The organism is Dialister sp. UBA1703 (assembly GCA_002320515.1).
Classification (GTDB): domain Bacteria; phylum Bacillota; class Negativicutes; order Veillonellales; family Dialisteraceae; genus Dialister.
In genome coordinates, this window is record DCJJ01000036.1 from 1 (window position 1) to 6,895 (window position 6,895).

Sequence of the window (6,895 nt, forward strand, 5' to 3'; positions counted from 1 at the left end):
AGCGAACACAACCCGCCGCCGTCAGGCGGCCACAACCCTCGGGGCGAAGCCCCGTCAACCTTCCCCTCTGAACCTTTTGAACCTTCTGAACCTTCACGCCGTAGGCGTGTCCAATTGATTACAAGGAGCATACCATGTCTTCTATACAAATGATTGCCATTGATTTGGATGATACCCTTTTACGGGATGATATTTCCGTTTCGGACTACACGAAACAGGTACTGGCCCGGGCTCTTTCCCGGGGCGTGAAGATCGTCATTGCCACGGGGCGCATGTTCCAGGCGGCCCGTCCCTGGGGGAAGGCCATCGGTCTGGGTGATGTGCCGGTGATCTGCTATACCGGCGCCATGACGGGGCTCTGCGAGAGCGGAAAGATTGTGCGGGATGTGCGGATTGAAAAGGAGCTGGCCCTTTCCATTCTGGCGGATATCAGAAGCCATGGATGGTATGCCCACACCTATATCGACGATGAGCTCTATGTGCCTTTCCGGGATGAAAGGACCGATGCATACGAGAAGCAGTGCGGCGTGAAGGCCCATGTGGCGGGGGATGATTTCTGGCATCCCGCCAAGGCGCCTACGAAAATCCTGGTGTGCGAGCATGATAAAGAAAAGATGAAGGAAATCGAAGCCCTCCTTGGAGAGACATACGGGAAACTGGTGAACCAGGTGAAATCGAAGCCCTATTTCTTTGAAATGAACAATAAGGAGTGCTCCAAGGGAAGGGCTGTGGAATCACTGGCTCAGTCCTATGGGATTTCCATGGACCATGTCATGACCTTTGGCAATGGGAACAATGATGTTTCCATGCTTTCCGCCACGCCCTGGTCTTTCGCCGTGGCTAACGGCACGAAGAGTGCCAGGGAGGCGGCTGCCCATGAGACTTTGTCCAATAATGAGGACGGTGTGGCCCGGGCTGTTGAGAAATATGTACTGGAGGGATGAACCATGCAGGATGATTTCCGCTTTGTCATTATTACCGGCATGAGCGGAGCCGGAAAAACGAATTTCATGCAGAAGCTGGAGGATATGGGCTATTACTGCGTGGATAATCTGCCGCCGGTGCTCATTGCCCGGTTTGCGGATCTGTGCTGGAAGAGCACGTCCAATACCCGCCATGTGGCGGTGGTGACCGATATTCGGGGCGGCTCTTTCTTCGACGCCCTGCCCCAGGCGCTGGATGAACTGAAGAAAAGGGGCATTCCCCACGAAGTGGTTTTCCTGGAGGCTTCTGATGAAGCGCTGGTGCGCCGCTATATGGAAACGAGGCGGCAGCATCCTCTGGCGAAAAATATGCGTATCCAGGAGGGCATTGCCCAGGAGAGAAAAATCCTGGCAGGCATCAGGGCCCAGGCGGATGTGATCGTGGACACCACTGCCATGAAGACGGTGGATTTGAAGGAGTACCTGTCCAGCCGCTTCGGCGTGGACGGAAGCGGCACGGATATGCAGGTCACCGTTTTCTCCTTCGGCTTCAAGTACGGCATCCCCATTGATGCGGATACGGTGATTGATGTGCGTTTCCTGCCCAATCCTTTCTATGTGCCGGCATACAAGTATTCCACCGGCCGGGTGAAGGAAGTGGCAGACTATATCGAGAAGGCGCCGGTGACGAAGGAATTCCTGGCCAAGCTCTACGATTTTATGGATTTCATGGTGGATCGTTTCCGCAAGGCCGGAAAGACCCAGTTCACCATTGCCATCGGCTGCACCGGCGGTATGCACCGCTCTGTCTTCGTGACGGAAAGGCTGGGCAGCCATTTGAAAGAAAAGTTCGGACATGTGAATGTGGAACATCGGGATCTGCATCGCAATCATATAGAGCATGATGTGACCGATTCTTCGGAAGGATGAGTTTCATGAAACATTTCATGCAGTGGCTCCGGCCGGGCCTTGCCATTAAGCGCTGGATGGTTCTCTTTTCCCTGGGAATCATCCTCCTGGTCTTCGGTGCCACATTGATTCTGAATTACCAGATTTTCGGAATTATGGAAGAAAAAATGCTGCGCTTCGCGTTCCAGATGACCGGAAGCTACAGCTATACATTCCTGGCCATCTGCGGCACCCTCTTTGTCATTCTGGGGCTGTGGATCATGACTACGGCGGTGAGGAAGCTCATGAAGCGGTTTGTGGAGCTTCTGGCGCCGGACCAGAAGGAAGTGTCCAAGAAGCTCCTGTCCCGCATGGAGCTCTCCCGGGGACTCCGGGTGGTGGCCATCGGCGGCGGCCATGGTCTGTCCATGCTGCTCCGTGGCATGAAGAACAGGACTTCCAATATTACCGCCATTGTCACCGTAGCCGATGACGGCGGCTCCTCCGGAAGGCTCCGTGAGGAAATGGGAATCATTGCCCCCGGCGACCTTCGGAACTGTCTGGTGGCGCTGGCTGACAAGGAAACGGTGCTGGAGCAGATTTTCCAGTACCGCTTCGGCGGCGAAGGCGAGCTGGCAGGACACAGCCTGGGAAATCTTTTCCTGGCGGCCCTTATCAAGCAGTTCGGCAGCGTGCAGAATGCGCTGGAAGCAGCCAGCAAGGTTCTGAACATCCGCGGCCAGGTCATGCCTGCCACCTCCCAGAAGGTACGGCTCCGGGCCAAAATGTCGGACGGGGAAATCGTGGAAGGGGAGTCGGAAATTTCCGCCTACCCCGGTAAAATCGGCAGGGACGTGAAAATCGTCCGCATGACCACCGTCCCCAAAGCCCCCATGGCCGTAGGGGATGCCCTGGAGGCCATCAAGGAAGCGGATCTCATTACCCTGGGCCCCGGAAGCCTGTATACTTCCGTACTGCCCAACCTGCTTGTGCCGGAAATTTTGGAAGCCATCCGCAAAAGCGGGGCCCCCGTGCTTTATATCTGCAACGTGATGACCCAGCCCGGCGAAACCACGGGCTATACCGTAGGAGATCACCTGAAGGCACTGGTGGATCACATCGGCGGCGGGGTGGTGGATTTCGTCCTTGCCAACAACGGCACTCCTTCGCCGGAGGTGCTGAAGAAATATGAAAAAGCCCATGCTTTCCCTGTATCCATCGACCGGAAGAAGGTGGAATCCCTGGGCGCCCAGCTTATTGAAGCAGACCTTCTGGGCGGAGCCCGTGGAGCGGTGCAGGACACGGAAGTCCTTTCCGATGAAATCGTCCGTATCCACAACCTTCTCCAGGCGAAAATCGCGCCGGAAGCATTGGAAGAGTATTTGAAGAGGAGTCATTAATGTCATTTACAGAACAGGTCAAGAACGAACTGGCCCGTATCCGCAGGGACGAAGCGTCCTGTCGCCGGGCAGAGCTTCTGGCCCTTCTCCGTATGAGCGGTTCCTTCGTGACCGGATCCCGGGGGCGCTGGGGACTGGAATTTTCCACCGGAAACAGCGCCGTAGCCCGGCGGGTGCTGGTGTACCTGAAAAAAGACTTCGGATTCATGCCCAGCGCCATGGTGCGACAGGGCCGCCGTCTCCGGAAGAAAAACGTATACACTTTGGTGGTGGAGCCTTCAGAAAAGGGGCTCTCCTTCCTGGACACCATGGGCCTTTCCCCCATGGCCGGCGTAGACGACAGCCCCTTCCTTGAAAGCGGCGAAGAAAAAAGGGCCTACCTGGCCGGCGCTTTCCTGGGCGGCGGCTCCGTGAGCCGGCCCCAAAGCGACTACCATCTGGAAATGGTGACCCAGTCCTTCCGGTTTGCAGAAGAAATCGTGAAGACCATGGCCTATTTCAAAATGAACGCCCGCATGACCGACAGGAAAAACGACTATATTGTATATATAAAAGACGGAGACGAAGTGTCCGAATTTCTCCAGATCGTAGGCGCCAGCCAGAGCTACCTGGACTTTGAAAGCGTGCGGGTGGTGAAGGACATGAGAAACCGGGTGAACCGCCAGGTGAACTGCGAAACAGCCAACCTGCAGAAAACCGTGGACGCCGCCGTTCACCAGACCCATATGGTGCAGAAACTTCTCAAAGGAAACACCCTGTCCTCCCTGTCCCCGAAAATCCGGGAAGCCTGCGAAGTGCGCCTCTCCCATCCCAACGCCAGCCTCTCCGAACTGGCCGCCATCTGCGGCATCACCAAATCCGGCCTGGCCCACCGCTTCAAAAAAATAGAATCCCTGGTACAGGCCATGGAAGAAAGCGGAAAAACGGGCTGAGGGGAAAAAGCAGGTAAAGCAGGCTTTACAGGTATCGCCCCAAAGGCGATGCCGCCACCACAGCCCTCTGGACCTTTTACCGTCTATGGAATATTTAACATAGCAAAGGAAATACATACAGAAAAGAAGTAAACCCATGTCCATCTTAAAAAAAACTATTGCATCCCTCGCCGCTGCCATGACCATGGCAGGTGGTTTGACTGCTTTCGCATCGTCTCCGGTGGATGAAACCTATACCACCCTTCCTTTGAAACAGACGAAGGCTGAAGGCACTTTGATTTTTTCCGACTGCCCGGAGTATGCAGACCAGGCAGGCATTTTGTATGAAGGCACCGCCGCTCCCGGAAAGGGACGGGTCTATTATTACCATGTGAATGAAACCGGCGGTCCCGCCCGGGTGCTGGTGTACGCGAAATCAGACAAGAAACAGCCCATCACTGTGAACCGCCGGATCAAAGGCGATGCCAGCAGCAGCTACATCCCTACCGGCGCTACCCTGTCCTTCCGGGAAGCGGTGGGAGAGGAAGAAAAGCCGGAAACGGTTACGCTCCTTCTGGGAAAGAAAACCATCCTTTTTGACGATGATCCCCAGGGCATTGCCGAGGAAAACCTGGTCAGCGGCATGGTGGAAATTGAAACGAAGAAGCCCGTCACCCTGGGCACTGCCATCCTTCCCGACGGCGATGCCAAAGACCTGGAAAAGGCTCTGGACACAGCGATTCCCCTCCCGCCGGATACTCATGAAATGAGAGGTACCTTTGCCAGAGATATTTACCTGGAAAACGAAACCTGGGACTTTGCCAAAGGACCTGCCGACATTTCCATCGGCAATTCCTATCCCTTCCAGAAAGGACAGGATGAAATGAGCCATGTGGAAAGGGAAAACACAGGAGACTACGGCATCACCTATCATGTGACCTTTCATAACAGCGGCAGCGGGAAGTATAATCTATATATCAACGCCCAGGGCGGCGTGTACATGGGTACCTTCCAGATCGGTACCAATCCGAGGCTCCTTCGGGTATACCGCACCAATGACCGCCTGGGACGGCGCTGGTTTGGAAACGGCACCGAAAGAGACTATATTTCCTGCGGCACCTGGGACATGGGGAAGGACCTTTACATCCGCTTCATTCCCGCCGGCGCCACCTACCTGCCTGTCCGCTTCCTCATGGTGCCGGAAAAGGAATCCCTGGACCGGAAATAAGCAGCTGGAAGCTACCCACCCTATCTGTTTTCAACAAAGGAGACCTAAAATGAAATTTATTCAGTTTCGTATCGGCGATATTGTACAGATGAAAAAGAAACATCCCTGCGGAAGCCAGGAATGGGAAGTGCTGCAGCTGGGAAGCGATATGCGTATCAAATGCTGTGGCTGCGGGCACATCGTCCTCATTCCCCGCCCCAAGTTTCTGAAAGGTGCCAAGAAGGTACTGAACCGTGACGTCACAAAGGACACCCCTCTGGCCCAGAGAAGCGAAGAGTCTACGGAAGGGTAGGGCTTCCTCTCCGGCCTGGGGCCGTGGCGTATCATGGCAACAGGAAACTATGGGCAAAAAGTTTCCTCTCCGGCCTGGGGCCATGGCGTATCATAGCAACAGGAAACTATGGACAAAAGGCTTCCTGTCCGGCTTGGGGCAGCGGCGTTTCATCATGTCCCATCCTCTTCGTAAACCTTTTTCAAAAAATTGTAAAAAGGGGGTAGACAGAGCGTCATCTCGATGGTATAATCTATAAACGTGATGAGGACAAACCTCTGAGTGAGCAAAAAGAACTAAAAAAGTTCTTGACAAGCGGAACGAAATTGTGTATAATAACTTTCGTCACTTGCGTGCTGGCGTAGCTCAGTTGGTAGAGCAGCTGATTTGTAATCAGCAGGTCGTAGGTTCAAGTCCTATTGCCAGCTCCATATGGGCGGATTCCCGAGTGGTTAAAGGGAGCAGACTGTAAATCTGCCGGCTTTGCCTTCATAGGTTCGAATCCTATTCCGCCCACCAATATCGCGGGGTGGAGCAGTTGGTAGCTCGTCGGGCTCATAACCCGAAGGTCGCAGGTTCAAGTCCTGCCCCCGCCACCATGTTAATACTTTCCTATATATAGATTTGCTGATATAGCTCAGTCGGTAGAGCGTATCCTTGGTAAGGATAAGGTCACCAGTTCAATCCTGGTTATCAGCTCCATGGCGGCTTAGCTCAGTTGGCTAGAGCAAGCGGTTCATACCCGCTGTGTCCGGAGTTCAAATCTCTGAGCCGCCACCAAACACCGTAAAAAAGAGTTCTCTCCGGAGAGCTCTTTTTACTGTTATCTGCATTCGTATGGTAAGACGAAGGCCGGTGACAGAATTCTTATATTTCTTTGAAATTGCATATGGAATTGCGCCCTGTTTCTTGTTTCCCGTTGACTTTCAATGTATAATAAATAAAGCGCAAATCTATTTTTGCAAATTCTTTTTTGTATAAGGAGAGAAAGAAATGGCAAAAGCTCATTACGAAAGAACAAAACCGCATGTTAACATCGGCACCATCGGCCATGTCGATCACGGCAAGACTACACTGACTGCCGCTATCACCAAAGTACTGGCTGAAGAAGGCAAGGCTAACTTCCTGGACTATGCTTCCATCGATAAAGCACCGGAAGAAAGAGCCCGTGGTATCACAATCAACACCTCCACCGTTGAATATGAAACCGAAAAACGTCACTATGCACATGTTGACTGCCCAGGGCATGCCGACTATGTAAAGAACATGATCAC

6 protein-coding genes, 5 tRNA genes and 1 pseudogene (1 of these 12 cut by a window edge) are annotated in these 6,895 nt (G+C 53.6%); all 12 read left to right on the forward strand.

What is annotated here, in order from left to right; all coding sequences use genetic code 11:
* The first annotated feature begins 134 nt into the window (after positions 1–134).
* A complete protein-coding gene (locus tag B2Y11_RS01765) occupies positions 135–944 on the forward strand; it encodes an HAD family hydrolase (protein WP_291055392.1) in 810 nt (269 codons plus the stop codon).
* A 3-nt stretch (positions 945–947) separates the two neighbouring features.
* Positions 948–1,853, forward strand: a complete 906-nt coding sequence (gene rapZ, locus B2Y11_RS01770) for an RNase adapter RapZ (protein ID WP_291055395.1) — start codon at positions 948–950, stop codon at positions 1,851–1,853.
* Between the two features lie 5 nt (positions 1,854–1,858).
* Entirely contained in the window at positions 1,859–3,211 is a 1,353-nt protein-coding gene (locus tag B2Y11_RS01775; RefSeq protein ID WP_291055398.1) for a gluconeogenesis factor YvcK family protein, read from the forward strand.
* On the forward strand, positions 3,211–4,143 hold the full coding sequence (whiA, locus tag B2Y11_RS01780) for a DNA-binding protein WhiA (RefSeq protein ID WP_291055401.1): 933 nt from the start codon (positions 3,211–3,213) through the stop codon (positions 4,141–4,143). The genes B2Y11_RS01775 and whiA overlap by 1 nt, the downstream gene beginning before the upstream one ends.
* Before the next feature lie 136 nt (positions 4,144–4,279).
* Positions 4,280–5,350 (forward strand): hypothetical protein, encoded by a 1,071-nt coding sequence (locus B2Y11_RS01785; RefSeq protein ID WP_291055404.1) that lies wholly within the window; start codon positions 4,280–4,282, stop codon positions 5,348–5,350.
* Between the two features lie 49 nt (positions 5,351–5,399).
* Entirely contained in the window at positions 5,400–5,642 is a 243-nt protein-coding gene (locus B2Y11_RS01790; RefSeq protein WP_291055407.1) for a DUF951 domain-containing protein, read from the forward strand.
* Between the two features lie 334 nt (positions 5,643–5,976).
* Positions 5,977–6,052 (forward strand) — tRNA-Thr (locus tag B2Y11_RS01795).
* A 3-nt stretch (positions 6,053–6,055) separates the two neighbouring features.
* A tRNA-Tyr gene (locus B2Y11_RS01800) sits at positions 6,056–6,140 on the forward strand.
* Between the two features lie 4 nt (positions 6,141–6,144).
* A tRNA-Met gene (locus tag B2Y11_RS01805) sits at positions 6,145–6,220 on the forward strand.
* A 27-nt stretch (positions 6,221–6,247) separates the two neighbouring features.
* Positions 6,248–6,323, forward strand: a tRNA-Thr gene (locus B2Y11_RS01810).
* A gap of 1 nt (position 6,324) precedes the next feature.
* Positions 6,325–6,401, forward strand: a tRNA-Met gene (locus B2Y11_RS01815).
* Positions 6,402–6,614: 213 nt separating this feature from the next.
* Positions 6,615–6,895 (forward strand): annotated as a pseudogene (locus tag B2Y11_RS01820) (GTP-binding protein); its annotated part runs 323 nt beyond the window's last position; the annotation flags it as partial.

Coding starts and splice junctions, on each gene's coding strand:
- rapZ (WP_291055395.1), top strand. CDS start 948: ATGCAGGATGATTTCCGCTTTGTCATTATTACCGGCATGAGCGGAGCC.
- B2Y11_RS01765 (WP_291055392.1), top strand. CDS start 135: ATGTCTTCTATACAAATGATTGCCATTGATTTGGATGATACCCTTTTA.
- B2Y11_RS01790 (WP_291055407.1), top strand. CDS start 5,400: ATGAAATTTATTCAGTTTCGTATCGGCGATATTGTACAGATGAAAAAG.
- B2Y11_RS01775 (WP_291055398.1), top strand. CDS start 1,859: ATGAAACATTTCATGCAGTGGCTCCGGCCGGGCCTTGCCATTAAGCGC.
- whiA (WP_291055401.1), top strand. CDS start 3,211: ATGTCATTTACAGAACAGGTCAAGAACGAACTGGCCCGTATCCGCAGG.
- B2Y11_RS01785 (WP_291055404.1), top strand. CDS start 4,280: ATGTCCATCTTAAAAAAAACTATTGCATCCCTCGCCGCTGCCATGACC.